The organism is Cryobacterium sp. (genome assembly GCF_025463825.1).
Classification (GTDB): Bacteria; Actinomycetota; Actinomycetes; order Actinomycetales; family Microbacteriaceae; genus Cryobacterium.
Window position 1 is genome coordinate 49,954 of the sequence record NZ_JAODBG010000093.1, and the last position, 26,436, is coordinate 76,389.

Sequence of the window (26,436 nt, forward strand, 5' to 3'; positions counted from 1 at the left end):
GAAGCCGCGAGCGGGGTTGTGCTACCTAGACATTGGCGAGGGCGTAGCCCTCTTCGCCGTGCAGCGAGGTGTCGATGCCGGCGACTTCGTCTTCGTTCTTGACGCGGAAGCCGATGGTCTTCTCGATGGCTAGGCCCAGGATGTAGGCGATGACGAACGAGTAGATCAGCACGGCGAAGGCAGCGATGGCCTGTACGGCCAACTGGCCGAGGTCGCCACCGACGAAGAGGCCGGTGTCGATCGCGAAGAACCCCAGGTACAGGGTGCCGATGATGCCGCCGACGAGGTGGATGCCGACGACGTCGAGCGAGTCGTCGAAGCCGAACTTGAATTTCATCTCGATGGCCATGGCGCAGACGGCACCGGCGAGGACACCGAGCAGCAGGGCCCAGCCCGGTTCGAGGTTGGCGCATGCCGGGGTGATGGCGACGAGGCCGGCGACGGCGCCGGAGGCGGCGCCGACCGAGGTGGCCTTGCCGTCCTTGACCTTCTCCACGACCATCCAGCCGAGGATGGCGGCCGCGGTCGCACCGAGGGTGTTGACCACGATCAGGCCGACGTTCTCGAGGCCGTTCAGCCATTCGGCACCGGCGTTGAAGCCGAACCAGCCGAACCACAGGATGGCCGCGCCGAGCAGGACCAGCGGCACGTTGTGCGGCTTGGTGATGCCCTTCTGGAAACCGATGCGCTTGCCGAGGACCAGTGCGAGGGCGAGCGCGGCAGCACCGGCGTTGATGTGCACCGCGGTACCACCGGCGTAGTCGATGACGCCGGAGAGGCCGAGGGTCGTGCCGAGTTCCATGATCCAGCCACCGCCCCAGACCCAGGCTGCGACCGGGAAGTAGACCAGGGTGGCCCAGATGCCGGCGAAGATCATCCAGGAACCGAACTTGGCACGGTCGGCGACGGCGCCGGAGATCAGCGCGATGGTGATGATCGCGAAGGTCGCGCCGTAGGTGGCGCCGAGAAGGTCGAGGTTGGCGCTCTCCCCCGTGGCCAGGGCGCCCAGCCCGAAGTCGGAGAAGGGGTTACCCGCGAACTGCAGGGGCCCGTCGACCGCGCTCATGTTGAATCCGTACAGGATCCACAGCACACTGATCAGGCCCAGGGCTCCGAAGCTCATCATCATCATGCTGACGACGCTCTTGGCCTTGACCAGTCCGCCGTAGAAGAACGCGACCCCAGGGGTCATGAACAGCACCAGTGCGGTGGCCGTCAACCCCCATGCAATGCTTCCCGTGTCCATAGTCTGTCCTCACACCTCTCGATTTTGCTGGGTGTACCTCGAGGGCTCGCACTGTGAACGTGCATGGTGCCGTGTCGGTCCCGGGTACGCCACCCAGTCTCCGACCAGGACGTTTCACGGGCCGTTCTGGCGTGTTTCGGGAATGTTACGCAGTCGGCGCGAACGTTAATAGCGTGTTTCGCCGGAGGCCCTCACTCCGCGTGCGGCGGCAGTTCCCCAGTACTCAGCGCCACCATCCGCGACTGGGACCGCTGGTACTTCTTCCGGTAGCCGCCGCCCATCATCTCGGCGTCGAACACGTCGTGCAGGGGCATGCCGCTGGCGATGATGGGGATTTCGGCGTCGTAGACGCGGTCGATGAACGCCACGAGGCGAAGCGCATCCGTCTGGTCCGTGAGCAGGTACACATTGCGGAGGGCGATGACGTCGATTCCGGCGATCATCTTGATGTATTTCGACGGATGCACTGTGCTGAGGTGCCGCATCAGCGCGCCGAAGTCGTCGACACTGACCCGTGAGCCGCGGCCGGCCAGGGCATCCGTCATCGCGGCGAACTCTTCGGGCCCAACGGTTGCGGCCTGGCCGGAGGCGTCCCGCCGACGGTAATCGAGGCCGTCGATGCGCACGGTCTCGAAGTTCGACGACATGGCGGAGATCTCGCGCAGGAAGTCGGCCGCCGCGAAGCGCCCCTCGCCCAGCGAGTTGGGCGGGGTATTGGACGTCGCGGCGACCCGGGTTCCCGAGGCGATCAGTTCGGCGAGCAGCCGCGTCATGAGCATGGTGTCGCCCGGGTCGTCCAGTTCGAACTCGTCGATGCAGATGAGCTTCGCGCCGGTGAGCTCCTTCACCGTCTCGGCATAGCCGAGCGCGCCGACCAGGGCCGTGTACTCGATGAAGGTCCCGAAGTACTTGGGCCCGGGGGCACCGTGCCAGAGTGCGGCCAGCAGGTGGGTCTTGCCCACGCCGAACCCGCCGTCGAGGTAGATGCCGGGTAGTTCGGGCTTGGCCCGGCGCGCACGGGAGAAGAAGCCGCCCGGACGGCCCCGCCAGGCCGCGAAGGCGTTCAGCCGTTCGACGGCGTCCAGCTGCGAGGGGTAGTCGAGATCGGGCCGGTAGGACTCGAACGACGCGTGCTCGAATTGCGGCGGCGGCACGAGTTCGGCCACGATCTCCGCGCCCGTGATCGACGGCGACCTGTCGACGAGCCTGAGGGGAAGCTGGCGGGTCGGGGCGGCCTTCTCTGGCATCCGGTTCCTGTCTGTGCACCCGGCATCCTCGCGGAATATCGGTAGGGGCTTCATCCTTGTAGAGGGTGTCCACCAGCCTAATTGCACGAACACCGGGGCTGGACCCGTGCAACACCGCAGACCGATGCACGTCCGCGAGCGTGGGCCGGCCCACCAGGAGGAACCATGACCGTCGCAACAGATCCGTCTCCCGCTTTCGCCGACTACGCCCATCCGGAACGGCTGGTCTCCACCGAGTGGCTGCAGGAGCACCTGGGCACCCCCGGCCTGGTCGTCGTCGAATCCGACGAAGACGTGATCCTCTACGAGACCGGCCACATCCCGGGTGCGGTCAAGATCGACTGGCACACGGACCTCAACGACCCTGTCGAGCGCGACTACATCCACGGCGCGGCCTTCGCCGAGCTGCTCGGCCGCAAGGGCATCCGCCGGGACAGCACCGTCGTGATCTACGGCGACAAGAGCAACTGGTGGGCGGCATACGCGCTGTGGGTCTTCACCCTGTTCGGGCACTCCGATGTGCGCCTGCTCGACGGCGGCCGCGAGAAGTGGCTGGCTGAGGGCCGGGAGGTCACCACCGACCGGGAGTTGGCGGAACCGACTGCATACCCGGTGGTGGAGCGTGAGGACGCTCCCATCCGCGCGTACAAGGAGGATGTGCTGGCGCATTTCGGGCATCCCCTCATCGATGTGCGCTCACCCCAGGAGTACAGCGGCGAACGAACCACCGCCCCGGCCTACCCGGAGGAGGGCGCGCTGCGGGCCGGCCACATCCCCTCCGCCGCCTCCGTTCCCTGGGCCCGGGCGGCCGCCGAGGACGCCACCTTCCGCTCACGGGCGGAGCTGGACGCCATCTACCGCGACGAAGCCGGCCTCACCGGGGACGAGCCGGTGATCGCGTACTGCCGCATCGGTGAACGCTCCAGCCACACCTGGTTCGTGCTGACGCACCTGCTGGGCCTGGAGAACGTGCGCAACTACGACGGCTCCTGGACCGAATGGGGCAGCGCCGTCCGCGTGCCGATCGTGCAGGGCGCCGACGCCGGTGCGGCGCCGCAGCCGCGATGAGCGCCGCACTGACGACGCCGGCCCCGGCGCCTGCCGCCGGACACTCCGAGGCCGGCCTGTGGGACAATTGAGACGATGACAACACGTGACCTGCCCAGCCAGCTCGCCGAGATTCGCGAGGACTTCCTGGCACTGGAACAACCGGACCGACTGCAACTGCTGCTCGAGTTCTCCAACGAGCTTCCCGCCCTCCCGGAGCGGTACCGCGACCACCCCGACCTCTTCGAGCGAGTCGTGGAGTGCCAGTCACCGGTGTTCATCTTCGTCGAGGTGGACCCGGCCGGCCTGGTCCACCTCTACGCCACCGCCCCGGCGGAGTCCCCCACCACCCGCGGCTTCGCGTCGATCCTGGCGCAGGGCCTCGACGGGCTCTCAGTGGATGCCGTTCTGGGAGTTCCCGACGACTTCCCACAGACGATCGGTCTCAGCCAGGCGGTGTCGCCGCTGCGCCTTCGCGGCATGACCGCGATGCTCGGCCGCACCAAGCGGCAGCTGCGCGAGCGCACGGCGGCACTGGCCTAGCCGGTTCCCTACGGCTGGCGCCGGCCGGGCTCGCTACGCACCCCTCGCGGTATCGGCCGACTCGATCGCGGGACGCGCGGAAGCCAGTTCGGTCAGCCAGCCCAGCATCGCCCCGTTCCAGGCGGCAGGGTCGTAGTTCCAGAGCTTGGTGTGCCGTGCCCCGGCGAACGGCACCAGGGTGACGATGTCCGGCCGGCGCTCGGCGAGCTTCCGGGACGGCGCCGATGGCACGTATCCGTCGTCGTCGCTGTGCAGGATCAGGATCGGCACGCTCAGGTCGTCCGCCCGGGCCACGAAGTCCAGGCGGGGGAAGTCGATCGGCAGGTGCAGACCCGTCACGATTCGGCCCCAGCGCCTACCCATCACAACCAGCGCACCGCGCACCACCGGCGCGGGCAGCCGGAGCAGCAGCGCCTGGTAGGCCACGACATCCGCCCAGTCGATCACAGGAGACTCCAGCACGACCCCGAGCAGCCGGCCGTCATGGGAGGCTCTGGTGGCGGCCTGCAGGGAGATGGCGCCGCCCATGGACCAGCCCATCAACACAATCCCAGTGGCCCCGTGCCGCAGGGCGTAATCGATGGCCGCCTCCACGTCGCGCCACTCGGTGTCCCCCAGTCCGAAGCGGCCGTCGGCGCTGGCCGGCGCGTCCCCGTCATTGCGGTAGGAGATCAGCAGCGACGTATAGCCGGCCGCGTGGAACACCGGGGCTGCGCGCAGGGTCTCCTGCCGGCGCACACCGCGCCCGTGCACCAGGATCGCCCAGCGGCCGGTCGGCGTGGCAGCCGGGATCAGCCACGCCGGGGCCTCGCCGCGGTCGGTGCTCACCGTCACGTCCTCGAAGTCGAGGCCGAGGTCCCACGGCCCGAGGAACGAATACCCGCCCAGCCGACCCCTTGCCGCGGCGGCGAGATCGCCGTAGTCGACGCCTAGGATGCGGCGGGTGACACTGGTCGCCGAACTGTTCTCGATCCCGCCCAGGCGGGCGTGGCCGGAATCGGCCGAGAACCAGAAACTATAGTCGCCGGGCAGCACCGAATCCGCGGTGGGCGCGAGCGTGATGGTGCCGGCGTCGAGGTCCACACCCCAGACCCTGGTGTCGTCGGTTCTTGTGGTGGGCGGCGTCACGATCCGGCGTGCCATCACAGCTGTCAGGACGCCGACGGCGAGTGACGCGGCCGCCGACACGGCGAGTACCCCTCCCAGCAGCACCAGCCCGGCCGATGCCAGGGACGGTCCGGACGAGCGTCGTGCCTCGTGATCGGCCATAACCTACCTCCGCGCTACTCGGCGTGCCTCGCACCAGCGCACGGAAAAAACTCTAGTCTGCAGACGTGCCCGATATAGAGGATGAGCCCCAGCGCCCCGCGCAGTTCGCCGCGGCGCTCGACGCCATCCGTCACGCCCGGCCGCGATCCGAGCTGGTCGTCACCGAGATTCCGGCGCCGGGAAACCTGGCGCCGTACGCTATCGCGCTCTCGGCCGATGTGGCGCCGGTGCGGCACGGAAGCGACTCGGACTTCGGCACCGGGCGCTTCATCCTGCTCTACGACCCCGACGAACCGGACAGCTGGGGCGGACCGTTCCGGGTGGTCTGCTTCGCGCAGGCCCCCCTCGAGACCGACATCGGCATCGACCCGTTCCTCGCCGAGGTGGCCTGGGCCTGGCTCGTCGACGCCCTGGACACCCGGGGCGCCGTATACACCGCCGCATCCGGCACGGCCACCAAGATCCTGTCCTCGGGTTTCGGCGAACTCGCCCGTCAGGGTGACGGCGCACAGATCGAACTGCGCGCCTCCTGGAGCCCGCTGAACAACGACCTCGCCGCCCACGTCGAAGGCTGGGGCGAGCTGCTCTGCATGTTGGCCGGTCTGCCCCCGGCCGGCGAGATGCCCACCCCGCCCCGCGGGCCGCATCCGGCCGGCACCGAGGCTGCCCCGCCTGCTCCCCAGAGCCGAACCGATTCCGGGGACGGAATCACCCTCGGCCCCCTCGAAGGGATCGGCCCGACTTCGCCCACGGGGCGACGCAGCGGCCCCGGACTGCATACGCTTGGAGTGGTCGCCCCCGGCCAGGAGCCCGGCGGCAAGGAAACGGCCGGTGCCCCGATCACCGGCCCCGATGAGCGCGGCGCTGAGCGCACCGCCAGGGAGTCCGTGGGAATGAACGTCATTGCAGTACACACGGGCGGAGCCGATCCGGTCGGACTCGCCACCGCGCAGGGCAGTACCGGCCACAGTTTCTTCGCCGGCGGCCATGACCCGGGTGCGGCCGTACCGAGCACCCGTGCACCGAGCATGCTCGGCGTCGCAGACCTGTCGGCGCGTCGTGCAGCCCGTGGCTGACCGCGCGATGGTGGGCCACCAGGTCATCGACAGCCGCGCGGCCTACCTTGCGGCCGTCGACAAACTCGCCGCCGGCACCGGCCCCATCGGCATCGACGCCGAGCGCGCATCCGGCTTCACCTACTCCCAGCGCGCCTATTTGATCCAGCTCTACCGCCGCGATGCCGGCACCTTCCTCTTCGACCCGCCGGCCATCGGCGACTTCAGTGGACTCAACGAAGCCCTGGCCGGGGAGGAATGGATCCTGCACGCCGCCAGCCAGGACCTCGCCTGTCTGCGCGAGGTCGGACTGGACCCCGGCCGCATCTTCGACACCGAGCTCGCCGCCCGCCTGCTCGGCCTGCCCCGGGTGGGCCTGGGCACCGTGGTGGAAGAGCTCCTGGGCATCCACCTGGCCAAGGAACACTCCGCGGCCAACTGGTCCACCCGGCCACTGCCGGAGAGCTGGCTGGTCTACGCCGCCCTCGACGTCGAACTGCTGCCGGACCTGCGCGACAGCATGGTCGACCTGCTCGTCGAGTCCGGCAAGACCGACATCGCCGACCAGGAATTCGCAGCCGTCCTGGCCAAGGAGGCCAAGCCGGCCCGTGCGGAGCCCTGGCGCCGACTGTCAGGTCTGCACGCGGTGCGCGGTCAGCGCAACCTGGCCGTAGCCCGCGAACTGTGGGTCGCCAGGGACGCGCTCGCGCAGGAGCTCGACGTCTCCCCCGGCCGGCTGGTGCCCGACGCGTCCCTGGTGGCCGCCGCTCGAGCGCTGCCGGTGTCCAAGAACGCCCTCGCTGATCTCCGCGAGTTCAACGGCCGGGCCAGCCGCACCGAACTAGAGAGATGGTGGCGAGCCATCCAACAGGGCCTGGCCAGCGCCGACCTGCCGTCCGTGAAGGCGAATAGCGACGCCCTGCCCCCGCCGCGGGCCTGGGCCGACCGTAATCCAGAGGCGGACCTGCGGTTCAAGGCCGCCCGAGCTGCGCTGACGGCCGTCTCCGAAGAGCGCGCGGTGCCGCTGGAGAACCTCCTGACGCCCGAGCACCTGCGCCGCGTATCGTGGCAGCCGCCGGAACCCGCAGACGCCGACGCCGTCGGGAACGCGCTCGCCCAACTCGGCGCGCGGACGTGGCAAATTGAGGCGACCGCACAACTAATAGCTGATGCCTTTGTGGAAGTCCACCAAAGCGACGACCTTCCCTCCGAGCCGGTTTCGTAGGAAGAGTCAAAGGATTCCCTCCGGTTAAACGCTCACCCTAGGATCGTGCGATACCTGTTTTGAGTGATGGAGGCAAAGTGGCCGAGAGAACTGAAGTCGTCTTCGTGGACGGAGTCCGGACCCCGTTCGGTCGGGCCGGCGAGAAGGGTATGTACTGGGATACCCGCGCCGACGACCTGGTCGTCAAGGCGATCACCGCGTTGATGGAACGAAACCCGAACGTGCCCGGCGACCGTATCGACGATGTCGCCATCGCCGCGACCACCCAGGCCGGGGACCAGGGCCTGACCCTGGGCCGCACGGCCGCCCTGCTGGCCGGCCTGCCGGTCTCCGTGCCCGGTTTCGCAATCGACCGGATGTGCGCCGGGGCGATGACCTCGGTCACCACCATGGGCGCGGCGATCGGTTTCGGCGCCTACGACCTCGCCATAGCCGGCGGTGTCGAACACATGGGACGGCACCCCATGGGCGCCGGGGTGGACCCCAACCCGCGTTTCCTCAGCGAACGGTTGGTCAGCGAGGACGCCCTGAATATGGGCGCCACCGCGGAGCGGATCCACGACCGGTTCCCCGAGTACACCAAGGAGCGCTCGGACCGCTTCGCCCTGCGCAGCCAGCAGAAGGTGGCCGCCGCGTACGCCGCCGGCAAGATCCAGCCCGACCTGGTCTCCGTCGCCACCCGCAGCGACGCCGGCTGGGGCCTGGCCACCCGCGACGAGGCTCCCCGCCCGGAAACCACCCTGGAGGGCCTCGCCGCCCTGAGGACGCCGTTCCGTCCGCACGGCCGTATCACCGCGGGCAATGCCTCGGGCCTCAACGACGGCGCCACCGCGTGCCTTCTGGCCAGCGGCGCCACCGCCAAGGAACTCGGCCTGAGCGTGAAGATGAAGCTCGTGAGCTTCGCCTTCGCCGGCGTCGAACCCGAGGTGATGGGTCTGGGCCCGGTGCCCTCCACCGAGAAGGCACTGCGCAAGGCCGGCCTGTCGATCACCGACATCGGCCTCTTCGAGCTCAATGAGGCATTCGCCGTCCAGGTGATCTCCTTTCTGGACCACTTCGGCATCGACGACGACGATCCCCGGGTCAACGAATACGGCGGAGCCATCGCCATCGGCCACCCGCTCGCGTCCTCCGGCGTCCGCCTGATGAACCAGCTCGCCGCCCAGTTCGCCGATCATCCCGAGGTGCGTTACGGCGTCACCGCCATGTGCATCGGCCTCGGCCAGGGCGGCACCGTCATTTGGGAGAATCCGCACTTCAACAAGAAGGCAGCGAAGCGATGACCGACAACACCACAGCCACCGGCGGCACCGACTACACCGCCGTGGACTTCTCCCCCCTCGTCGAACTCTTCGGCGACGAGGTCGTCACGCACTCCCTGGTGCGGGACATCCCGCTCTCCGATGGACGCACCCTCGCCCTGCTCACCCTCGACAACGGGCGAGACCACACTCGGCCCAACACCCTGGGGCCGCTCACCCTGCTGGAACTCAGCACCGCACTGGACGACCTCAACGCGCGGGCCGGCCGGGGCGAAATCCACGGCGTCGCCGTCACCGGAAAGCCGTTCATCCTGGCGGCCGGCGCCGACCTCAGCAAGGTCACCGAGATCCCGTCCCGCCACGTGGGCAAGCTGCTGGCGCAGCTCGGCCACCACGCCCTCGGCAAGCTGGGCACGCTGGGCGTGCCCTCATTCGTGTTCATCAACGGGCTGGCACTCGGTGGCGGCCTCGAGATCGCGCTGAACGCCGACTATCGCACGGTCGATGCGACGGTGCCGGCGATAGCGTTGCCCGAGGTCTTCCTCGGCCTGATCCCCGGCTGGGGCGGGTCGTACCTGCTGCCCAACCTGGTCGGCATTGAAAACGCCCTCAAGGTGATCGTCGAGAACCCGCTCAAGAACAACCGCACCCTCACCGGCGCCGATGCCCTCGACCTGGGTATCGCCGACACCATGTTCCGGTCGGTGAGCTTCCTCGAAGACTCGATCCGCTGGGCCGACGGCGTTCTCGCGGGCACCATCACCGTGAACCGTCCCCAACTGCCGGGCAAGATCGAACGCCTGGTCAAGTGGGATGCCGCCATCGGCATCGCCCGCAAGACGCTGCAGAACCGGATCGGCACGATCGCGACCTCCCCGTACGCCGCCCTCGACCTGGTGAAGGCCGCCAAGAGCGGCACCAGGGACGAAGGCTTCACCCGCGAGGACGACGCCCTGGCCGACCTCATCTCCGGCGACCAGCTGCCGGCGAGCATCTACGCGTTCAACCTTGTTCAGAAGCGCGCCAAGCGGCCCGCCGGCGCCCCCGACAAGGCCCTGGCGCGCCCGATCACGAAGGTCGGCGTGATCGGCGCCGGCCTGATGGCCAGCCAGTTCGCCCTCCTCTTCGTGCGACGGCTTAAGGTGCCTGTGGTGATCACCGACCTCGACCAGGCCCGGGTCGACAAGGGCGTGGCCTACATCCACGGTGAGATCGCCACTCTGCAGGCCAAGGGCCGGATCAACCCCGACGAGGCCAACCGGCTGCGCGCCCTCGTCACCGGCACCACCGACAAGGCCGACTTCTCCGACGCGGACTGGGTCATCGAGGCGGTCTTCGAGGAACTCGGGGTGAAGCAGGACGTCTTCGCCGAAATCGAGAAGCACATCTCCCCCACCGCGATCCTGGCCACGAACACCTCGTCGCTGTTGGTGGAGCAGATCGGCGCGAAGCTGTCCCACCCCGAACGACTGGTCGGCTTCCACTTCTTCAACCCGGTGGCCGTGATGCCGCTGATCGAGGTCGTGAACACGCCCGCGACCGACGAAGCCACCCTCTCCACGGCCATGGTGATCGCGGAGAAACTGAAAAAGAACGCCGTCATCACCCGGGACACTCCCGGCTTCGTGGTCAACCGGGTGCTCGCCAAGCTCCTCGGCGAGGCCATGCACGCCGTGGACACGGGCACCCCGTTCGAGGTGGTGAACGGCGCCCTGGCACCGTTCGGTTTGCCGATGACCCCGTTCGAGCTGCTCGAGTTGGTCGGCCTCAAGGTGGGGGCACACGTGCTGGATACCCACCACTCGGCGTTCCCCGACCGGTTCTTCGACAGCACCAACCTGCACAAGCTCGCCGAGCACGGCAAGATCCTCGAGCGCAACTCCAAGGGCCAGGTCACCGGCTTCGACAAGGGCGCCCTGAAGATCGTGGCCGGCGGCAGCGCTCCGATGACGGCGGAGCAGATCCTCCGCCGGGTGGAGGACGGCCTGGCCGACGAGATCAAGCGGATGCTCGACGACGATGTGGTGCACGCCCCGGAGGACATCGACCTGTGCATGCTCCTCGGAGCGGGCTGGCCGTTCCAGATGGGCGGGGTCACCCCGTACCTCGATCGGGTCGGTGCCAGTGAGCGGGTCTTCGGCGGTACCTTCCACACCCCGATGGTGCGCGGCGTGGGCGCCGACGTGCCCGCCGACAGGAGCGCCTTGCACTAGCAGCCCGCGTCAACTGTTGCCCGTACGGACAAATGTGGCCGGCACACCGGCCACATTTGTCCGTTGCGGTAACAGTTGTGCGTCGGTTACCGGTTCAGCGGGGTCATGTCGGCGTAACGGTCGCCGACGGGGGCGCCGATCGCGTTCAGCGTGGCCAGCTGGTCGGCGCTGAGGCGCAGCGCGTCCGCCGCCACGTTCTCCTCCAGCCGGCTCACCCGCTTCGTGCCGGGGATGGGCACGATGTGCTCGCCCTGGGCCAGCAGCCAGGCCAGGGCCACCTGCGCCGGCGTCGCCGCCAGGTCAGCGGCAACGGCGTCGACCTGTTCGACGATGCGGATGTTGGCGGCCAGGTTGTCGCCAGCGAAGCGCGGGTTGTCCCGGCGGAAGTCGCCCGAATCCAGCTGATCGAGCGACCGGATGGTGCCGGTCAGGAATCCGCGACCCAGTGGCGAATAGGGCACGAAGCCGATCCCGAGCTCGCGCACGAGCGGAAGCAGCTCGGCCTCGGGGTCCCGGCTCCAGAGCGAGTACTCCGTCTGCAGTGCCGTCACGGGGTGAACGGCGTGCGCCCGCCGGATGGTGGCTGGGGCCGCCTCCGACAGCCCGTAGTGACCGATCAGTCCCTCGGCGATGAGGTCGGCGAGTGCTCCGACGGTGTCTTCGATGGGCACACCTGGGTCCATCCGGTGCTGGTAGTACAGGTCGATGTGGTCGGTTCCCAGCCGGGCCAGCGAACGTTCAACCGACAAGCGCACGTTCTGGGGACTGCCGTCCAGGCCGCGGCTGTCGTCGGTGCGGTGCAGGATGGTGCCGAACTTCGTGGCCAGAACCACCTCGTCACGCCGTCCCGCCAGCGCCCTGCCGAGCAGTTCCTCGTTGAGGTATGGGCCGTAGATCTCCGCCGTGTCGAACAGGGTGACACCGAGGTCGATGGCGCGGTGGATGGTGCGGATCGACTCGGCGTCGTCCTGGCCGGCGCCGGAGTAGAACGCGGACATGCCCATGCAGCCGAGGCCGAGCCGGCCTACGTCCAGTGGAGTGACGGTGCCCAGAGTGGTGTGCTTCATGCTGATGCGATCCTTTCGGAGTACTCGGAGGTCTTGTGGTCGCTCGCTGCCGGGGTCGCTCGAGCGCGCTCCACGGCACGCCCGGCCGACACCGACGGTCAGTCGCGGGGGGCGCGCTGCAGCGGGACCGTGCCGGTATCGGTGCGGTCGCTGTCTTCCGGGAGCGGGCGGGCGTGCGGCAGTTTGCTGCCCAGCACCATCGCCACGACGTCACGGGCGATGTGCTGCGGCGTCAGGCCCACGCGCTCGAGGATCTCGGCGCGGGTGCCATGGTCGAGGAACTCGTCCGGCAGGCCCAGCTCGGTCACGGCGGTGTCGACGCCGGCCTCTCGCAGGTCCTGGCGGATGCGGGTGCCGATGCCACCGACGCGGATGCCGTCTTCGATGCTGACCACGATCCGGTGCTCGCCGGCCAGCTCGATGATGCTCTGCGGCACGGGCACGACCCAGCGCGGATCCACAACGGTGGCGCCGATGCCCTGCGCCGCGAGCCGCTCCGCGACATCGAGGCCCATGCCGGCCATCGGGCCGACCGTGACGATGAGGACATCCTGCTGGGTACTGCGCAGGAGAACGTCGACGCCGTCGGACAAGCGCTCCAGGGCGTCGAACTCGACGCCGGTCGAGCCCTTCGGGAATCGCAGCACGGTGGGACCGTCGTCGACGAACACCGCTTCGGCGAGTTCTTCGCGCAGGCGCGTGGAGTCCCGTGGCGCGGCCAACCGGATGTTCGGGATGACCTGCAGGATCGCGAGGTCCCACATGCCGTGGTGGCTGGGTCCGTCCGGCCCGGTGACGCCGGCCCGGTCGAGGACGAAGGTGACGCCGGCCTTGTGCAGGGCGACGTCCATCAGGACCTGGTCGAAGGCCCGGTTGATGAAGGTGGCGTACAGGGCGACGACGGGGTGCAACCCGCCGAAGGCGAGGCCGGCGGCGCTGGTGACGGCGTGCTGTTCGGCGATGCCGACGTCGTGCACCCGGTCGGGGAAGCGTTCGGCCATCTTGTGCAGCCCGGTGGGTCGCAGCATGGCCGCGGTGATGGCGACCAGCTTCGGGTTGCCGGTGGCCAGGGTGAGCAGCTCGTCGGCGAACACGGACGTCCACGAGGGAGCCCCGGCCGTTTCGGTGGGCTCGCCGGTCTCCGGGTCGATGACCCCGACGGCGTGGAATTGGTCGGCCACGTCCTGCACGGCCGGGTCGTAGCCCTTGCCCTTCTGGGTGATGGTGTGCACGATCACCGGGGCGCCGTAGTCCTTGGCCTGGCTGAGGGCCTCGAGCATGGCTTCCATGTCGTGGCCGTCGACGGGGCCGATGTATTTGATGTCGAGGTTGGAGTACAGCGCCTCATTGTTCGTGAACCGGCTGAGGAACCCGTGCAGACCACCGCGGACTCCGCGGAACACTGCCCGACCGGGAGCGCCCATGTGATCGAACGCCTCCCGGCTGGTGAGGTAGGCCGCCTTGTAGCTGCGGCGCAAGCGCACCGTGTTCAGGAACCGGGCCATGCCGCCGATGGTGGGTGCATAGGAGCGGCCGTTGTCGTTGACCACGATGATCAGGCGACGGTTGTTGTCGTCGCTGATGTTGTTGAGCGCTTCCCAAGTCATGCCGCCGGTGAGCGAGCCGTCGCCGACGACGGCGATGACGTGCCGGTCGCTCTGCCCGGTCATCTCGAAGGCGCGGGAGATGCCGTCCGCCCAGGACAGCGAGCTGGAGGCGTGCGAGGACTCCACGATGTCGTGCTCGGATTCCCGGCGCTGAGGGTAGCCGGCCAGGCCGCCGCTCTGGCGGAGACGGCTGAAGTCCTGGCGCCCGGTGAGCATCTTGTGCACGTAGGACTGGTGCCCCGTGTCGAAGACGATGGCATCGCGCGGCGAATCGAACAGCCGGTGGATGGCGATGGTCATCTCGACGACGCCGAGATTGGGGCCCAGGTGGCCGCCGGTTTTGGAGATCTCGGCGACCAGGAAGGCGCGCACCTCGGCGGCGAGCTCCACCAGTTGGTCCTTCGTGAGCCGGTCAAGGTCCCTTGGACCGTGGATCGTCTCCAGAAGGGTCATCGGCACTGCCTTTCACACGGTCTCACGAACTTGTCTGTCCTGACTGCACAAACACTACTGGCGCGCAGTTCGGATTCACCGAGTCTACGCGCCAGTGTGGCTTGATTCTGCGAGGTACCGGTTAGGCGACCAGCGAGCGCAGGACATACTGCAGGATGCCGCCGTTGCGGTAGTAGTCCGCCTCACCGGGGGTGTCGATGCGTACGACGGCGTCGAACTCGACGACCGCCTTGCCCGGTGCGGAGTGCTCGGTGGGCGTCGCGACGACGTGCACGGTCTTGGGCGTGCGGCCTTCGTTGAGCTCCTCGATGCCCGAGATCGACACGCTCTCGGTGCCGTCCAGGCCGAGCGAGGCCCAGCTCGTGCCCGCAGGGAACTGCAGCGGCACGACGCCCATACCGATGAGGTTGGAGCGGTGGATGCGCTCGAAACTCTCGGTGATGACCGCCTTGACGCCCAGCAGGCTGGTGCCCTTGGCCGCCCAGTCACGCGACGAGCCGGAGCCGTACTCCTTGCCGCCGAAAATGACCAGTGGGGTGCCGGCGGCCTGGTAGTTCTGGCTGGCGTCGTAGATGAACGACTGCGGCGCATCCGGCTTGGTGAAGTCGCGGGTGTAGCCACCCTCGACGCCGTCGAGCAGCTGGTTCTTCAGGCGGATGTTGGCGAACGTGCCACGGATCATGATCTCGTGGTTTCCGCGGCGCGAGCCGTAGGAGTTGTAGTCGATACGGGCAACGCCGTGCGCGTCGAGGTACTGCCCGGCGGGGCTGTCGGCCTTGATCGAGCCGGCGGGGCTGATGTGGTCGGTGGTGACCGAGTCGCCCAACTTGGCCAGCACCCGGGCGCCGACGATGTCGGACACCGGGGTGGTCTCCATGGTCATGCCCTCGAAGTACGGCGGGCGGCGAACGTAGGTGGAGTTGGGATCCCACTCGAACGTCGCACCGGTGGGGGTGTCCAGTGAACGCCAACGCTCGTCGCCCTCGAAGACCCCGGCGTACTGGGTCTCGAACATGCCCGAGTCGATCGACGTGTCGATCGTGCGCTGCACCTCCGCCGCGTCGGGCCAGATGTCCTTGAGGAACACGTCGTTGCCGTCGTGGTCCTGGCCGAGCGCATCCGTCTCGAAGTCGAAGTTCATCGAACCGGCGAGGGCGTACGCGATGACCAGCGGGGGGCTGGCCAGGTAGTTCATCTTCACGTCGGGGTTGATGCGACCCTCGAAGTTGCGGTTCCCGGAGAGCACCGCGGTGACGGCGAGATCGTTTTCCTGCACGGCGGCGGAGATCTCGTCCTCCAGAGGACCGGAGTTACCGATGCAGGTGGTGCAGCCGTAACCGACCAGATAGAAGCCGAGGTCCTCGAGGTAGCCGTTCAGGCCGGCCTTCGCGTAGTAGTCGGTGACGACCTTGGAGCCCGGCGCGAGGGTGGTCTTCACCCACGGCTTGGACTTCAGTCCCTTGAGGCTGGCGTTGCGGGCCAGCAGGCCGGCGGCGAGCATGACCGAAGGGTTGGAGGTGTTGGTGCAGGAGGTGATCGCGGCGATCGCGACCGCACCGTTGTCGATGGTGAAGGCCCGGCCGTCGGCCAGGGTGACAGCGGTCGGTTGCGTGTGCGTGAGCGGTCCGTGGCTGGTGTGGTGACGCGTGCCGTTGGTCTCGTGGATCATCACGTGCGCGGTCTCTTCGTCCTGCGGCGTGAGCCCGATCGGGTCGGAGGCCGGGAAAGTTCCGTCGACGGCCGCGTCGACCAGGGACACCGGGTTGGCCGCGTAATCGTTCAGGTCGTGCTCGAACTGGGCCTTGGCGCTGGAGAGCTCGATGCGGTCCTGCGGGCGCTTCGGGCCTGCGATCGACGGCACGACCGTGGAGAGGTCGAGTTCGAGGTATTCACTGAACACCGGCTCTGCGGACGGGTCGTGCCACAGTCCCTGCATCTTGGCGTAAGCCTCGACCAGGGCGACCTGCTCCTCGCTGCGGCTGGTGAGGCGCAGGTAGTCCAGGGTGACGTCGTCGATCGGGAACATGGCGGCGGTCGAGCCGAACTCGGGGCTCATGTTGCCGATGGTGGCGCGGTTGGCCAGCGGCACGGATGCGACGCCGTCGCCATAGAACTCCACGAACTTGCCCACGACGCCGTGCTTGCGCAGGCTCTGGGTGATGGTGAGGACCACGTCGGTGGCGGTGACGCCGGTGGGGATGGTGCCGGTGAGCTTGAAGCCGACGACCTTGGGGATGAGCATGGAAACGGGCTGGCCCAGCATGGCCGCCTCGGCCTCGATGCCGCCAACGCCCCAGCCGAGCACGCCGAGGCCGTTGACCATGGTGGTGTGCGAGTCGGTGCCGACGCAGGTATCGGGGTAGGCCTGCAATACCATCCCGTCTCCTGGGCCTGTCGAAGGAACTTCGCGGGTCATCGTGACACGGGCGAGGTACTCGATGTTGACCTGGTGCACGATGCCGGTTCCCGGCGGGACGACCTTGAAGTCGTCGAAGGCCGTCTGGCCCCAGCGCAGGCACTGGTAGCGCTCCCCGTTGCGCTCGGCCTCGATCTCGACGTTGCGCTCGAAGGCATCCGCGGAGCCGAACAGGTCGGCGATGACGGAGTGGTCGATGACCATCTCGGCCGGTGCCAGCGGGTTGATCTTCTTGGGGTCGCCGCCGAGCGCCTCGACGGCCTCACGCATCGTGGCGAGGTCGACGATGCAGGGCACACCGGTGAAGTCCTGCATGATCACGCGGGCGGGCGTGAACTGGATCTCGGTGTCGGGGTCGCTCGTGGGAACCCATTCGCCGAGGGCGCGGATGTGGTCAGCGGTGATGTTGGCGCCGTCTTCGGTGCGGAGGAGATTCTCCAGCAGCACCTTGAGGCTGAACGGAAGCTTCTCGTACCCCGCGACGGCGTCCAGGCGAAAGACCTCATAGTCTGTCGAACCGACGCGCAGGGTGTCCCGAGCTCCAAAACTATTAACTGCAGACACGATGTCCTCTCCTTTGTGGAAACCGACGGAATACCGTCCGCAATCCCCAATCCTGACTATGGGACGCCCGACTTGGCCAGCAAGGGTAGCCTTACCAAACTATCTTGACGTCAAGATAATCATACCACCGACGGCTAGGCCTCCGGCGGACCTGAAGGCGTGGAGCGGGCCGTGGTCGCGTAAACCGAGCGCACCATCAGCCAGGAGAGCACCAGGAGCGGCGCGTACAACGGCAGTCCCATCAACAGCTTGGTCGCACCGAGCCACTCGACGTTACCTGCGTAGTACAACGGCAGCTGCACGGCCAGGCGCAGGATGAACAAACCGGCCCACATGAACGTGATGAGCGACAGGACCCGGCGCTTGGACGGGTCCGAGCGCCAGGCGAGCTGCTCCCCCATCAGGTACCCCACGCCGACGCCGATCAGCGGCCAGCCGGCCAGGGCGCTCACGAGCAGGACGGCGCCGTAGACGCCGTTGGTCCAGAACCCCGGCAGGAAGAAGTCCTCTGCACGACCGGTGAGGAGGGCGAGGACGGCGCTGATGCCGATACCGACGAGCCCACCGACGGCCTGCGTGATCGTCTGCTTCTTGACCAGTCGAAGGACGAAGAAGACGACCCCGATGAGCACGGACGCGATCAGGGCCGGCGTCAGGTCGCGGGTGAGCGTGTAGGCAACGAGGAACACCAGCCCGGGCAACACGGCCTCGACAACGCCGCGCACGCCGCCCATGGCGGCGATCAAGGCGTGCCCGCTGATCGGTTCGCCGTCCGCGGCCGGGCTGAAGCCGGCCCGCCGAGCCGCGGCGGCCATGCCGTCGGCCAGGGCCCCGCCGGCGGACGGTTCCGGCGGACCGGCCTCGGCCGGCGGGTGCGGGTCGCCGGTGCCGGGGGAATGACGCGGTTCAGGCTCTGCGGCGGAGGGGGTGTCGGTCATCGGAAAACTTTCGGCTGGAGGCGGCTAGACGCCGGTCGGCTCGGGGTTGCCGGCCGGGGTGGCGGGCATCCGCAGCGGAATGAGGTCCCGCGGCGGCATCGGCGACGCGCCGCGCACCACGACGATGCTGCGGAACAGGTCTTCGATCTGGGCGGCGGCCTCCGGATTGATTGCGCCCTCGCCGGCGATCACGCCGCGCAGGAACCAGCGCGGTCCGTCGACGCCGATGAAGCGGGCCAGGCGGGTGGTTCCCGAGGGGCCCTGGCCGGCGGCCACGGGGATCTCGGCGACCAGTTCCGGGCCGAACGGGCCCTCGCGCGGGGTGGTCGAGCCACCCTGCTTCGCGATCTGGTCGGCGATCTGGGTGCGGATCTCGTGCCAGAGACCGCTTGAGCGCGGGGCGGCGAACGGCTGCACCTGCAGCGTGGAACCGGCGTAGTCCAGGCCGATGGCGACGACGCGCTTGCTGCCCTCCTCGATCTCCAGGCGGAGGTGCAGGCCCTCCCTGGGCAGGATCTTGACGCCGCCGAGGTCAACGTACGGCCGGACCGGGTTCGCCTCGGACTCGTCGAGGGGACCCTCAACGTCGCGGTCCTGGGGTGCCGACTTCGCGGTCAGGTCGGGGGCCGGCTCGCTCTCGGCCGGCTCGCTCTCGGCCGGGTCGCTCTGGGCCGGGTCGGTGTCGACCTGCTCGGTGTCGGATTGCTCGGTGTCGACCAGTTCGGTGTTGTCGGCCGGCTTGTTCCGGCCCAGCTTGGTCCTGCCCAGCTTCTTCTTCTTGGCCGGCTTGCGCTCGTCGGTGTTCGAGCGCGTGTCGGGATTCACATTGTCACTCACAGGTTTTCTCCGCTCTGCGGGACGGCCGCGGGGTGCGGCGCCGCAATGGTGGGTGGGGTGGTGTCGGCCGCCGCGCGGGCGCCCACGCCGGTCGAGCCGAAGCCACCGTCGCCGCGCAGGCTGCCGGGCAGCCGCTCCACGGGGATGAACTGGGCGCGCACGACGGGCGACACGATGAGCTGGGCGATCCGGTCACCGACCGCGATGGGGAACGATGCCGTGCTGTCGGTGTTCAGCAGGCAGACCTTGATCTCGCCCCGATAGCCGGCGTCGACGGTTCCGGGCGAGTTCACCACGGTGATGCCGTGTTTGGCGGCCAAACCGCTCCGCGGTACGACGAAGGCCGCATAACCGTCCGGTAGGGCGATGGACACTCCAGTGCCGACGAGAGCCCGTTCGCCGGGAGCCAGGACGAGCGCGTCGGTGGCGTGCAGGTCGGCTCCGGCGTCTCCCGGATGGGAGTATGTCGGGAGAACGGAGGCGGTAATCAGGACTTCGACGCTTTCAGACACGTGTCGAGGGTAGTGCAGTTATCTGGTCGAATAGAGCCATGCCCGAATATCGCGAAAAACTCTGGCCATCCCCCTGGCTGTTCGTCATCATCGCCCTCGTCATCCCTGCGAGCCTGCTGGTGTTCCTGCCGATCTCGCTGCTCGTCGGCGTGCTCACCGCCGCAGGCCTCTATCTCGGCAGTGCCGCCCTCCTGGTGCTGGCCTCGCCCACGGTGACGGTCTCCGGCGGCGTCCTGCGGGCCGGCAAGGCCAGCATCGAGACGCGATTGCTCGGTGAGGCGGTCCCCTTCGAGGACGCCGAGGCCACGCTCGAACGCGGTCAGCGGCTGGATGCCCGCGCCTGGATGTTGCTGCGCGGCTGGGTCTCCCCGGTTGTCCGGGTGCCACTGGAGGACCCGACCGACCCCGCGCCGTACTGGCTCGTGTCCAGTCGCCGCCCACAGGAAATGGCCGCCGCGATCAATGGATCGCGACGGCCAGCATCAAGTAACTAAGCGCGCTTTTAGGCGTCGCACTCCAGGCAGACCGGACCGAGCTTGGTCTCGTGCGACATCTGCGAACGGTGCTTCACGAGGAAGCACTCCACACAGGTGAACTCGTCGGCCTGCGGAGGCAGGACGACGACGTCGAGGTCGAGGTCGGACAGATCGGCGCCCGGGAGGTCGAAACCACCGGGGTTGTCGGAGTCGTCAACATCAACGACACCTGACATCTTGTCGGGTACACGCTCCTTGAGGGCCTCGATCGACTCTGAGTCGTCTTCGGTCTTTCGCGGTGCGTCGTAGTCGGTTGCCATGCCCATCCATTTCAGTAACGCCGATAAACGAAATCGGCGGCCATAGTTTGCAACAATCCCTGCGGAATAGCAAACCAATCACCAAGCTTTCAGGTTGGCAAGAGAAGCAACTTGCGGCACGCCCACAGTATTCCCCGACTTTGGCCACTTTGCATGGCAGGGTTGGCCCATCAGTGATCGCGAGAGGGCTTTCGCCATGCAGGATTTGAAGGTTATCGGAGTAGAGAACGGCGCGCTGCTTGCAGCGTCAGAGGAGGGTGATCGTTTTCGGATCCCCATCGATGCGGTTCTCCAGTCCCGGCTTCGCCAAACCCAGACGGATTCGTCCGTCCGGCCCAAGTTGTCCCCCCGGGAGGTGCAGGCGCACATTCGCGCCGGCATGTCCGCGGAGGACGTGGCCGCCGTGACCGGCGCGTCACTCGACTTCGTGCGCAGGTTCGAGGGACCGGTGGTCGCCGAGCGCGAGTACATCGTGTCGTCGGCCCTGAGCGTGCCGGTGCACGCCGCGGTCGACCCCGAGCCGCTCGACGAGCCGGCAAACTTCGGCAGCGTCATCCGCGAACGCCTCGCATCGCTCGGTGCGTCCAACGAGCGCTGGGCCAGCTGGAAGGAACCCGGCGCCGGGTGGATCGTGAAGCTCGCCTTCACGGCCGACGACATCGACCATGACGCGCGTTGGGCCTTCGAGCCCAAGAAGAATGCGCTCTCCCCCGTCGGCAGCGAGGCAGTCGCATTGTCCCAGCAGGGCGAACTCAAGGGCGCGCTCATACCGCGGCTGCGTGCCGTCGGTGCCGAGACCAGCATGGCGGACGTCAGCCGATTCGACAGCGGGGCGTTCACCTTCAAGGAGTCCCTCGCCGACGACATCCTCAATGACACGGCTCCGCTGCACGATGTGGTGCCGTATTCCCGGTCAGCAGGGACGACGGAGGCCGTCTCCAAGGCGGCCATCAAGCGGGCGGCCGAACCCGCGCAGAGCATGAGCGAGACAGCGGACCTGCTCGAGTCGTTGCGGCGTCGCCGTGGCGAACGCGAAGCATCCGCCGGCACCAGCAACCCGCCGGTGACCGTGGACCAGGTGCAGAAGGCAACCGCGGAGACCGACATCCGCCCCGTGGACGAGTCGGCTCCGGACGCCGACACCGCCCCTGTCGTGCCCGCGCCGACCCGCAATGTGTGGGCCAGCCAGGCCGCGACCGGGACGCCGCGTTCGGCCTCGACCGGCCGCCGCGGCCGCGCCTCGATGCCCAGCTGGGACGAGATCGTCTTCGGCGCCCGCACCGACGACGACCTGGCCTGACCGACCCTGCACCGTCAGACAGCCTGCGGGAACCGGCCGGTGTCCACTGGACGGTCACTGGCGCTTGGCCGCCTCTCCCTGCCACTCTGGGGGCATGACGCGCGCTTCCCGCAGTGACATCACCCGACGACGCCTGGAAAGCCAGGCGCTGACCGGCGCGCCCGTGACCGACCCCGCGGCAGTGGTTGGGAGGCTCCTCGCGCTCCAGGCCCAGGATCTGCGTTGGGCGAAGTGGGCCGTCGCCATCCGGGCACCCGGCACCACCTCCGCCGATGTCGACGCTCTACTCGACTCTGGCCGGATCGTCCGCTCCTGGCCGATGCGGGGAACGCTGCATCTGGTGGCCGCCGAGGAGTTGGGCTGGATGCTCGCACTCACCATCCCCAGGCTCTGGGCGGGATCGACGACCAGGCGCCGCGACCTCGGCCTCGACGAGGACACCATCGAGCGGGCCAGGGACGTCGCGCTCGGTGCCCTCTCCGGCGGCCGGGAGCTGAGCCGGGCGGCCTTCCTGGAGGTGCTGAATAGCTCCGGGATCGATGCTGCCGGTCAGCGCGGCTACCACTTGATCTGGCACCTAGCCCAGTCGGGCACCCTGTGTTGGGGTCGCCAGCTCGACGCGCAACAGATGTTGGTACTCCTGGACGAGTGGGTGCCCCGGCCGCGCCGGCTCGAGCGAGACGAGGCCCTGGGTGAATTCCTGCTGCGCTACCTCGTGGGCCACGGGCCGGCACCGTTGACCGATTTCGCCTGGTGGTCCCAGCTCACCATGGCCGACGCGAAGACCGCCCTGGCCGTTGCCGGGCCGCACCTCACCGGGCTCGACGTGGACGGCGTGCAGCACCTGCTCCCCACCGCGAGCGACGTCGGTCCCCTGCGCAGCGCCGCGCCGGGACGCGGCCGAGACGCCGTGCTTGCGCTGCCCGGGTTCGACGAGCACCTCCTCGGCTATCGCGACCGCAGTTTCGCCGTCGAGCCGGAGAACCTGACCCGGGTCGTGCCGGGCAAGAAACGGAATCTTCCTGCCCCTCTTGATCCGGGCAGGCCGAGTCATCGGCACCTGGCGGCGCGACTGGCAGCCCAAACTCATCACGGTGCAGCCGCACCCCTTCCAGCCGCTGCCGGCAGCGGTGGCCCGGGCCGCCGACCGGTCCCTGCACGAGTACGCCAGCTTCCTTAGCCGCCCCGTCGAGGTGCTGCCGGCAGACGTTTCGCCCCTGCTCGGAGCGGCCGGCGACTGAGCCCGCGAGCGCGTCGGCCGGGCCAGGCGACCCCGGGCCGGCTTGTACCCTATGACAGTGCGAATAACGGCAAACCTGCGAGTGTCCAGACGGATCCCCCTTCTGCAGACCCTCAAAACCTCCGTGGCGGTGGCTCTGGCGTGGATCATCTCGCAGTGGCTGCTACCCGGTGAGCTGCCCATTTTCGCGGCGATGGCCGCGATCTTCGTCGTGCAGCCCAGCGTCAACCAATCGCTCGGCCGGGCCCTCGAACGCAGCCTCGGTGTCGTCGGCGGCGTCCTGGTGGCCCTGGGCATCGGGCTGGTGTTCGGCCAGTCCAGCTGGATCGTGCTCTCCGCGATCGTGCTCTGCATCCTCCTGGCCTGGGCGCTCAAGCTCTCCCCCGGCTCGGCCAATCAGATCCCGATCAGCGCTATGCTGGTGCTCACGCTGGGCGCCGCGACGCCCACCTACGCCAGGGACCGCATCATCGAGACCATCCTCGGCGCCGCGATCGCGGTGATCGTCAACGCCCTCATCGTTCCGCCGGTGCTGCTCACCCCGGCCCACGACGCGGTGACCCGGCTCACCAACGAGATCGCGGCGACCTTCGAGCGGGTGGCCAACGCCCTGCTGAGCCCGCAGAAGTATGCCGACCTGGAGACCCTGATGATCCAGGCCCGGCTGCTCCGGCCGATGCTCGCCAAGGCCGAGCGCGCGATCAGCCAGGCCGAAGAGAGCCTCACCCTCAATCCCCGGCAGTCGCGGCACCGGGAGGTCCTGGACGCCGACGCCGCCCTGTACGCCCGGCTGGCACCGCTGGTCACGCGTGCGTTGGGCATGACGCGTGCGCTGCGTGACCACTACGACGACTCCCTGCACCTCGAACCGACAGTGCAGGCGTTCTCGGTGGAGCTGGAACGCGCCGCCCATGACCTGCGGTTGCTCAGCGTGGCACCGAATGCCACAACCGCCCCGGAGTCGCCGGCGGCGGAACCGCTGGCACTCACCGCGCCGCTGATGATCATGACACCGCACCCGCAGCACTGGATCCTGATCGGCGCCCTGATGGAAGACCTGCGCCGGGTGCGCGAGGAGATCACCGGCGAGTAGGCTGCCCGCATGCCGAGCACGCCGGAGCCTGAGCACGCAGACCCTGAGCAACCCGAGCCGGCGCAACCCGACCGTGAGCTCCCCGAGCCGGAAGCGGACGTGCCGCCGGCGGGCTCCAGCAGTCCGGTGGCGGCCGGCGGCGGCGACACCCGACCGGAGCTCCGGCTGAGGCGCACCGTGCTGTCCACCCGGCGGTTGGAGGCGTACACCGACGGGGTGTTCGCGATCGCGGCGACCCTGCTGGTGTTGAACCTGTCGGTGGACGGCATCGGCGTCGTGCACTCGAACGCCGGACTCGCCGGCGCGGTCGTGCTCCTGGCGCCCAGCATCCTCAACGTGGTGATCAGCTTCCTGCTGCTCAGCCTGCTCTGGCTCATCCATGTGCGTCAGTTCGAGGTCATCCCCCGGGTGGACACCACCATCGTGTGGCTCAACAATCTGCGCCTGCTCGGTGTCGTCCTCGTTCCGTTCACCACCAGCCTGAACGATGCGTTCAGCGATTTCCTGCTCGGTCGCATCCTCCTGCCGGTGAACGTCTTCCTGATCCTGGCCGTCAGCACCTGGCAGTGGTTCCACGCCAGCTCGCCCCGGCGAGGGCTCGTGCGGGGCTCCTCTGCCGCCGCGGTGCACAATGCCAGGGTGAACTCCGCCAGTTCGCTCGCGCAGGCCTTCGCCGTCGTGCTGCTGGCCACGGTGACAGGGTCACTGGCCTTCCTCCTGTTCGCGCTGGACCCGCTCATCGCCGCAGGGCTGAGGCGCACGGGAGTGCTCCGGCCCGAACCGGATGCCGTGGCCGCCGACCGCCCCGGTGCCTGAGGCGGCCTGCTGCGGAGGTTGGGCGCACGAGAACGGGGACCCCACCAGGTGGGATCCCCGTTCTCGCGATGAAATGCTTAGGCCTGGAGGGCGCCCTGCAGTTCGAGGGTGATGGTGACCTTGTCGCCGAGCAGCACGCCGCCCGTCTCGAGAGCGGCGTTGTACGTGAGGCCGAAGTCTTCACGGTTGATCTCGGTCTTCGCGGTGGCGCCGAACTTGTAGTTGCCGTAGGGGTCGCCGCCGAAGCCGCCGAAGTCGAAGTCGAAGGTGACGGGCTTGGTGACGCCCTTGATGGTGAGGTTACCGTCGACGAGGTAGTCGCCCTTGACGACGCGCACGCCGGTCGACACGAAGTCGATGGTCGGGTAGGTCTCGGCGTCGAAGAAGTCGCCGGTACGCAGGTGGCCGTCGCGGTTGGCTTCGTTCGTGTTGATCGAGGCGACGGTGGCGGAAGCGGTGACGCTGGTCTCGAGGGGATTCTCGGTGGTGATGAAGGTGGCGTCGAAGTTCTCGAACGTGCCCTTGACCTTGCTGATCATGATATGACGAATGCTGAATCCGACCGCGCTGTGGGTCGGGTCGATGGTCCAGGTGCCCGCTTTGTAGCCGGGGATGGTGGTGGTGTCGATGTCGCTCATGGTGCTCCTCAGGTCCGTGGGGCAAGTGTTCTCGCCGCCCTCAGGTATATGCAAGCGCATAGGACTTCAGGATATTCCATGCAGTGCAAGAAAAAATGGAAACAATTCAGGAACGAACCGGTCCGCTCAGGGGCGCCGGACAGGAGCCGAACAGTAGGCTCGGCCTCTCGAGAGGAATCCACATGCGGCACGAACCAGCAACCGCGGCCCGGCCGAGGTTGAGCGACCGAGTGCGCGGCATCCAGGATATCGCCCCGGAAAGCGTGCTCGTGCTCGCCGGCGGACGGGCGATCCTGTTGCAACTGGCCAACCCCGCCGTCGGGCACGGCGTGGCCAGGCACAGCGACTTCGCCGCGCGGCCGCTCGCCCGCCTGCACGGCACCCTGTCGTATGTCTACGCCGTCACCTGCGGTACGCCCATCGACCGGGCAGCGGCCGTGCGCCGGGTCGCCCTCGCCCACCGGCCGGTGCACAGCGACCCGGCCGACCAGGACAGGGCGGTCCCGGCGTACAACGCCTTCGACCCCCACCTGCAACTGTGGGTGGCCGCGACGCTGTACGAGTCGGCGACCCGCATGCACGACCTGGTCTACGGCCCGCTCGCCGATGCCGACGCCGACAACGTCTACCGCGACTACGGCGTGCTGGGAACGGCGCTGCAGGTGCCGCCGGGCCTGTGGCCGGCCGATCGCGCCGCGTTCGCCCTGTACTGGGAACACGCTACGGCCCAGCTGGCCACCGATGTCACGACCCGCGGCGTGGCGGACCAACTGCTGCACCACCGCACCGGGCCCGTCGGCCTGCGACTGGCCATGCCGTTGGCCAGGCTCGTCACGACCGGGCTCCTCAGCCCCGGGGAACGGGAACTGTTCGACCTGCCCTGGTCGGCGGCCCGCCAGCGCCGATTCGACCTGCTGCTGGCCGGAGTGCGCCTGGTCTATCCGCGACTGCCGGCCCGGCTGCGGCACGCGCCCATGCGGCACTACCTGCGGGCCGGCCGGGAGACGGCGGCCGGATGAGCGCCGCCTGAACGGCCCGCCCGCGCCGCGCCC

22 protein-coding genes and 1 pseudogene are annotated in these 26,436 nt (G+C 68.4%); 12 read left to right on the forward strand and 11 right to left on the reverse strand.

The window, feature by feature from the left end; translation table 11 throughout:
- Positions 1 to 25: 25 nt before the first annotated feature.
- A complete protein-coding gene (locus tag JWP54_RS11450; RefSeq protein WP_297371989.1) occupies positions 26 to 1,246 on the reverse strand; it encodes an ammonium transporter in 1,221 nt (406 codons plus the stop codon).
- Positions 1,247 to 1,437: 191 nt separating this feature from the next.
- On the reverse strand, positions 1,438 to 2,493 hold the full coding sequence (gene zapE, locus JWP54_RS11455; protein WP_297371992.1) for a cell division protein ZapE: 1,056 nt from the start codon (positions 2,491 to 2,493) through the stop codon (positions 1,438 to 1,440).
- A gap of 165 nt (positions 2,494 to 2,658) precedes the next feature.
- On the opposite strand from zapE, the gene JWP54_RS11460 reads away from it, so the two are divergent.
- Positions 2,659 to 3,561 (forward strand): sulfurtransferase, encoded by a 903-nt coding sequence (locus JWP54_RS11460; protein ID WP_297371995.1) that lies wholly within the window; start codon positions 2,659 to 2,661, stop codon positions 3,559 to 3,561.
- A gap of 75 nt (positions 3,562 to 3,636) precedes the next feature.
- Positions 3,637 to 4,083 (forward strand): SufE family protein, encoded by a 447-nt coding sequence (locus JWP54_RS11465; RefSeq protein ID WP_297371997.1) that lies wholly within the window; start codon positions 3,637 to 3,639, stop codon positions 4,081 to 4,083.
- Between the two features lie 33 nt (positions 4,084 to 4,116).
- Here JWP54_RS11465 and JWP54_RS11470 read toward each other — a convergent pair whose 3' ends face one another.
- Entirely contained in the window at positions 4,117 to 5,352 is a 1,236-nt protein-coding gene (locus tag JWP54_RS11470; protein WP_297372001.1) for an alpha/beta fold hydrolase, read from the reverse strand.
- A 65-nt stretch (positions 5,353 to 5,417) separates the two neighbouring features.
- Between JWP54_RS11470 and JWP54_RS11475 the strand changes: the two are divergent.
- From JWP54_RS11475 to JWP54_RS11490, 4 genes and pseudogenes are all read left to right on the forward strand, one after another.
- Positions 5,418 to 5,972: pseudogene (locus JWP54_RS11475) on the forward strand (DUF3000 domain-containing protein); the annotation flags it as partial.
- A 463-nt stretch (positions 5,973 to 6,435) separates the two neighbouring features.
- The gene (locus JWP54_RS11480) at positions 6,436 to 7,632 is read left to right on the forward strand and encodes an HRDC domain-containing protein (RefSeq protein WP_297372063.1); all 1,197 of its coding nucleotides are present in this window, start codon (positions 6,436 to 6,438) and stop codon (positions 7,630 to 7,632) included.
- Positions 7,633 to 7,709: 77 nt separating this feature from the next.
- On the forward strand, positions 7,710 to 8,915 hold the full coding sequence (locus JWP54_RS11485) for a thiolase family protein (protein WP_297372003.1): 1,206 nt from the start codon (positions 7,710 to 7,712) through the stop codon (positions 8,913 to 8,915).
- Entirely contained in the window at positions 8,912 to 11,107 is a 2,196-nt protein-coding gene (locus JWP54_RS11490) for a 3-hydroxyacyl-CoA dehydrogenase NAD-binding domain-containing protein (protein ID WP_297372006.1), read from the forward strand. Before JWP54_RS11485 ends, JWP54_RS11490 begins: the two co-directional genes overlap by 4 nt.
- 86 nt (positions 11,108 to 11,193) lie before the next feature.
- Here the strand turns inward: JWP54_RS11490 and JWP54_RS11495 are convergent, their stop codons facing one another.
- From JWP54_RS11495 to dut, 6 genes are all read right to left on the reverse strand, one after another.
- On the reverse strand, positions 11,194 to 12,174 hold the full coding sequence (locus JWP54_RS11495; RefSeq protein ID WP_297372008.1) for an aldo/keto reductase: 981 nt from the start codon (positions 12,172 to 12,174) through the stop codon (positions 11,194 to 11,196).
- A gap of 98 nt (positions 12,175 to 12,272) precedes the next feature.
- Positions 12,273 to 14,234 carry a 1-deoxy-D-xylulose-5-phosphate synthase gene (gene dxs / locus JWP54_RS11500; protein ID WP_297372011.1) on the reverse strand — a complete coding sequence of 654 codons (1,962 nt, stop codon included), beginning with the start codon at positions 14,232 to 14,234 and terminating at the stop codon, positions 12,273 to 12,275.
- Positions 14,235 to 14,355: 121 nt separating this feature from the next.
- Positions 14,356 to 17,214, reverse strand: a complete 2,859-nt coding sequence (acnA, locus tag JWP54_RS11505; RefSeq protein WP_297372013.1) for an aconitate hydratase AcnA — start codon at positions 17,212 to 17,214, stop codon at positions 14,356 to 14,358.
- 134 nt (positions 17,215 to 17,348) lie between these two features.
- The gene (locus JWP54_RS11510; protein WP_297372016.1) at positions 17,349 to 18,152 is read right to left on the reverse strand and encodes a DUF3159 domain-containing protein; all 804 of its coding nucleotides are present in this window, start codon (positions 18,150 to 18,152) and stop codon (positions 17,349 to 17,351) included.
- Positions 18,153 to 18,176: 24 nt separating this feature from the next.
- Entirely contained in the window at positions 18,177 to 18,770 is a 594-nt protein-coding gene (locus JWP54_RS11515) for a DUF3710 domain-containing protein (RefSeq protein ID WP_297372066.1), read from the reverse strand.
- A gap of 215 nt (positions 18,771 to 18,985) precedes the next feature.
- Positions 18,986 to 19,501, reverse strand: a complete 516-nt coding sequence (gene dut, locus JWP54_RS11520; RefSeq protein WP_297372019.1) for a dUTP diphosphatase — start codon at positions 19,499 to 19,501, stop codon at positions 18,986 to 18,988.
- A 38-nt stretch (positions 19,502 to 19,539) separates the two neighbouring features.
- Between dut and JWP54_RS11525 the strand changes: the two genes are divergently transcribed.
- Complete coding sequence (locus JWP54_RS11525; RefSeq protein WP_297372022.1) at positions 19,540 to 19,995, forward strand: DUF3093 domain-containing protein; 456 nt, start codon at positions 19,540 to 19,542, stop codon at positions 19,993 to 19,995.
- Positions 19,996 to 20,003: 8 nt separating this feature from the next.
- On the opposite strand, the gene JWP54_RS11530 is transcribed toward JWP54_RS11525, so the two are convergent.
- Positions 20,004 to 20,297 (reverse strand): DUF4193 domain-containing protein, encoded by a 294-nt coding sequence (locus JWP54_RS11530; protein ID WP_066599570.1) that lies wholly within the window; start codon positions 20,295 to 20,297, stop codon positions 20,004 to 20,006.
- A gap of 196 nt (positions 20,298 to 20,493) precedes the next feature.
- Between JWP54_RS11530 and sepH the strand changes: the two genes are divergently transcribed.
- The 4 genes from sepH (at position 20,494) to JWP54_RS11550 (ending at position 24,746) form a co-directional block, all read left to right on the forward strand.
- Positions 20,494 to 21,597 carry a septation protein SepH gene (sepH, locus tag JWP54_RS11535; RefSeq protein ID WP_297372034.1) on the forward strand — a complete coding sequence of 368 codons (1,104 nt, stop codon included), beginning with the start codon at positions 20,494 to 20,496 and terminating at the stop codon, positions 21,595 to 21,597.
- 94 nt (positions 21,598 to 21,691) lie between these two features.
- A complete protein-coding gene (locus tag JWP54_RS11540; protein WP_297372037.1) occupies positions 21,692 to 22,777 on the forward strand; it encodes a winged helix DNA-binding domain-containing protein in 1,086 nt (361 codons plus the stop codon).
- A 112-nt stretch (positions 22,778 to 22,889) separates the two neighbouring features.
- Complete coding sequence (locus tag JWP54_RS11545; protein WP_367274215.1) at positions 22,890 to 23,930, forward strand: aromatic acid exporter family protein; 1,041 nt, start codon at positions 22,890 to 22,892, stop codon at positions 23,928 to 23,930.
- Between the two features lie 9 nt (positions 23,931 to 23,939).
- On the forward strand, positions 23,940 to 24,746 hold the full coding sequence (locus JWP54_RS11550) for a TMEM175 family protein (protein ID WP_297372043.1): 807 nt from the start codon (positions 23,940 to 23,942) through the stop codon (positions 24,744 to 24,746).
- Positions 24,747 to 24,823: 77 nt separating this feature from the next.
- Here the strand turns inward: JWP54_RS11550 and JWP54_RS11555 are convergent, their stop codons facing one another.
- Positions 24,824 to 25,384, reverse strand: coding sequence for a YceI family protein (locus JWP54_RS11555; protein ID WP_297372047.1), 561 nt, complete (start codon positions 25,382 to 25,384; stop codon positions 24,824 to 24,826).
- Positions 25,385 to 25,566: 182 nt separating this feature from the next.
- Here JWP54_RS11555 and JWP54_RS11560 point away from each other — a divergent pair, with 182 nt between their 5' ends.
- Positions 25,567 to 26,403, forward strand: coding sequence for an oxygenase MpaB family protein (locus JWP54_RS11560; RefSeq protein WP_297372050.1), 837 nt, complete (start codon positions 25,567 to 25,569; stop codon positions 26,401 to 26,403).
- The last annotated feature ends 33 nt before the right edge of the window (positions 26,404 to 26,436 follow it).